At 34.5% G+C, this 3,309-nt stretch carries 2 protein-coding genes and 1 pseudogene; 1 reads left to right on the forward strand and 2 read right to left on the reverse strand.

Annotated features, from left to right (window positions below):
* Nucleotides 1–344: pseudogene (locus ACPC58_RS11460) on the forward strand (transposase domain-containing protein); the annotation flags it as partial.
* 50 nt (nucleotides 345–394) lie between these two features.
* Here ACPC58_RS11460 and ACPC58_RS11465 read toward each other — a convergent pair.
* A complete protein-coding gene (locus tag ACPC58_RS11465) occupies nucleotides 395–1,624 on the reverse strand; it encodes an ISL3 family transposase (RefSeq protein WP_434066020.1) in 1,230 nt (409 codons plus the stop codon).
* A gap of 164 nt (nucleotides 1,625–1,788) precedes the next feature.
* Nucleotides 1,789–2,343 carry an Ltp family lipoprotein gene (locus ACPC58_RS11470; RefSeq protein ID WP_434066021.1) on the reverse strand — a complete coding sequence of 185 codons (555 nt, stop codon included), beginning with the start codon at nucleotides 2,341–2,343 and terminating at the stop codon, nucleotides 1,789–1,791.
* Nucleotides 2,344–3,309 lie beyond the last annotated feature (966 nt).

Below are 3,309 nucleotides of genomic sequence, written 5' to 3' on the forward strand. Positions count from 1 at the left end.
CGAACCGTTCTCTCGGATGGTGACTTAGTCCTGTCCAATAATATAGCTGAAAGGGCAATGAAGACTTTGGTTATGGGGTGTAGTGAAACAGTCCAGTGGACTGTTTCAGCCTGAGCCTAGAAATGAAAAAGCGAAGGTGGCTGTTTTCTCAGAGTTTTGAGGGAGCCAAGTCGACAGCTGTCATTCTGAGTCTTTTAGAAACTGCTAAGCGACATGGACTAGATGCAGAAAAATATATGACCTATCTTCTAGAACACTTACCTAACGAGGAGACGCTCGCAAAAAAAGAGGTGCTGGAAGCTTATTTGCCATGGGACAAAAACATTAAGAGAGCTTGTAAATAGAAAAAGGTTCCAGAGTCGACAGGACTTTGGAGCCTTTTTAATATACTTTGTTATTGGGCGCTTACGTTCAATGCAATCAAAATCCGTTTTTTAAAGTTTTCAAAGTTCCTGAAACCAAAGGCATTTCTCTTAATGACTTTGATGAGATTATTGGTAGCTTCCAGTTTGGCGTTGGAATAAGGCAATTCCATGGCGTTTACAACCTTGTCCTTATCCTTTAAAAATGTCTTCAATACCGTCTGGAAAATAGGATTAACAGTGGCTATTTCCTGTTCGATGAGGTCAAAGAAATGGTCTGAGTTCTTCTCTTGGAAATGAAATAAGAGAAGCTGATAGAGTTCATAGTGTTGTCGTAGTTCCTCGGAGAAAGACAGGAGTTTTTCGAGTATTTCCTTGTTAGTCAAATGCATTCGAAACATAGGGCGATAAAATCGTTTATCGCTGAGTTTACGGCTATCTTGTTGTATCAATTTCCAGTAACGTTTCAAGGCTCGGTATTCCTGCGATTTTCTGTCGAATTGATTCATAATTTGAATACGGACACGGTTCATAGCGCGACTAAGATGTTGCACGATATGAAAGCGGTCGAGTACAATTTTTGCATTCGGAAAAAGCTGTTTAGCAAGTTGATAATAGGGACTAAACATATCCATGGTAATCACTTTGACCCGATTTCTAACCTTTCTAGGATAGCGTAGAAAGTGGTTTCGGATGGTTGCTTGGGTTCTTCCGTCGAGAATGGCGATGACATTTAGGGAATTGAAATCTTGAGCGATGAAGCTCATTTTCCCCTTCTTGAAGGCATACTCGTCCCAACTCATCACCTCGGGTAGGGTATTCCAATCCGTTTCAAACTTGAACTCATTGAGCTTTCTCATAACTGACGATGTTGAGATAGATAGCCTGTGTGCAATCTGTTGCATTGCTTGATTTTCGATGAGTAATTGAGCGATTTTCTGGTTAACAGCGACAGAGATTTGGTGGTTCTTCTTGACAAGAGGAGTTTCAGCGACCGCCATTTTCCCACATTCTTTACACTTGAACCGACGCTTTCTAAGGCGGATAAGTAAAGGGTAGCCAGCAGTTTCTAGGTAGGGGATCTTAGAGGCTTTCTGATAGTCGTACTTAGCCATTTGTCCCTTGCATTTTGGGCATTTAGGGGCTGTGTAATCCAAGTGACCGTGGAGTTCTAAGTGAGTTCCCATATCATATTCATCAGTGATAGTGATATTTTTGTCTTTAATTCTGAGAAAATTTGTGATAAGATTTAGTTGTTCCATATGAACCCTTTCTAATGTGAGTTTCGTCGCTTTTCATTATAGGTCATATGGGACTTTTTTTCTACACTAAAAAAGGCTCCATAATCTCTACAGTGGATTTACCCACTACAGAAATTATAGAGCCATAATATACAATGATTCTAGCCTGTTTGAATATTTGGTTTCTATTTCAAATTTGATACAGCGTATTCAGCTTCTTCAGGTGTAAACTGTTCTCCATATTCAGATGTCAATTGCTCACGTATAGCGTCTATACTCATAGACATTTCTTTTTGATAACTTTCTGCCTTTTTTAGTGCATTTCGGTTATAATCGGTCTTTAAATTATCAATTGCATACTGCGCTTCCTCAGCTGTGAATTGTTCTCCATATTCAGAAGTAAGTTGGTCATAGACCCCCTGTTTCGACATGTACATAAGATTTGAATAGTTTTCAGCTCTTGTCAAAGCATTTTTATAATCAGTAGGAATATTATCTTGTTGTGATACTTCAGTTGCTTGAGATTCTTCACTCTTTTCAGTACTGTTTTCAGTTGAAGATTCTGATAAATGAATTGAAGATGACTCAACTATTGTATTAGTTTTACTTTCTTTTATAAATGATGAGTTATCATTCGATGTGGTGGAATTATTCCCGCTTAGATTTGATGCAACCATTCCCCCAACCAAAATAATAGCAATAGTGCCTAAACAACCGATACCTTTTTTCTTTCTAGCCATAACTTTCTCCTATTAGTGCTATATAAAAACTGTAAATGTAGATGATTATTTATCAGAGAGTTTTGCAAAAACTAAACGCTCTATTTTATTATAACAAATTTATCTTTGTTTTCAATAGGATTATTATTTTTATTTTCAATAATTAATCGCTTTATTTAATACATTGTAAATTCATTTAGGATCGTCCAAACTATATTTACGTATAATTTTATTATCTACAAATAATAGTTTAATTTATCGCATAGTTTTGTCAAATTTAATCCGTTTTTCAACAAAAATAAATAAAAAATTTTTAATAGAATAGGTAAATAAAACTTTGACTATAAAAGATAGTTGTGGTAGAATAATTTAAGTTAAATTTTTAAGTGCCACGACGGCGTGAATTCCTTGAAAGAGGTTTTCAAAAGTCATTAAAAGGAGGACTTGTATAGTCCTTCTTTTAATATTTGTTGATGATAAAAAATTATTTGAAAAGGATTTAGAAGAAAAAGAGTCTGAAGCAGATTCTGAGAAAATCGATTCAATAACAAAATTCATAAGTACATAAATTTGAAAAATGAAATTTTTAGTTTTCTGGTACGTAAAGTACAAAATAATACCCCTTTGAAAATCTAGTTTTCCAAGTGATAAAGTACATTTTTTGAGAAAAAATTTTTCCAGATATCCGAAAGTTACTCGACATATATACATTGTACAAAATTATACCGAATTATAAAGCAATTGTATGTGACTTTCAACTAAATTAGAAGTTTCATAGTTATTTATAATTTTTTGAAAATCCAATTCATTCAATTTTGCACAGAACGATTTTCATTATTTGAAATGTAATTATCAAGCAAATGTGTAAAAATATATTTGTGTGCTATCTTTATGTTCTCTGAATCCTTTGACCTGATATAATTAAGTTGTAACACCTGTGTATAGTTTGGTAAAATACATACATAATCCAAGGAGATGTTACAATGA

The organism is Streptococcus sp. VTCC 12905 (assembly GCF_049893385.1).
GTDB classification, from domain to species: domain Bacteria; phylum Bacillota; class Bacilli; order Lactobacillales; family Streptococcaceae; genus Streptococcus; species Streptococcus suis_AA.